The following is a 270-nucleotide window of genomic DNA, read 5'->3' as shown; positions in this document are numbered from 1 at the left end:
GAATTTTACCGTCGGGAAGCACGCACAGTTCAAGCGCATGGGACGCTCTTCCAATCAGTGCATCGATTTTGTCGCGCAGGTCGTCGGCGATCTGGAGGTTCGCTAGTACGGTGCGGAGCTTGCGGTATAGCGACAGATTGAAATTGTGATAGCCGATCGTGTTCTCGTTGCACAGACCGTCCTTGTCGAACGACTGCGCGGCAAGCGACAGAATCCGATCCTCTGCGACCTTCAGATAACCGCTGCCTTCACCATCGGCCAGTAACGCAC

Annotated in this window: 1 protein-coding gene; it reads right to left on the bottom strand. The window is 55.6% G+C overall.

Features of this window, described 5'->3' with window-relative positions; genetic code table 11:
• The coding region (locus SB764_RS40530; protein ID WP_410866832.1) for a hypothetical protein at positions 1 to 270 on the bottom strand (270 nt) is incomplete at both ends.

The organism is Paraburkholderia sp. SIMBA_027, from assembly GCF_046535315.1.
GTDB lineage: Bacteria > Pseudomonadota > Gammaproteobacteria > Burkholderiales > Burkholderiaceae > Paraburkholderia > Paraburkholderia tropica.
The sequence above is the reverse complement of the archived record's forward strand: the minus strand, read 5'-3'. Positions and strand labels throughout refer to the sequence as shown.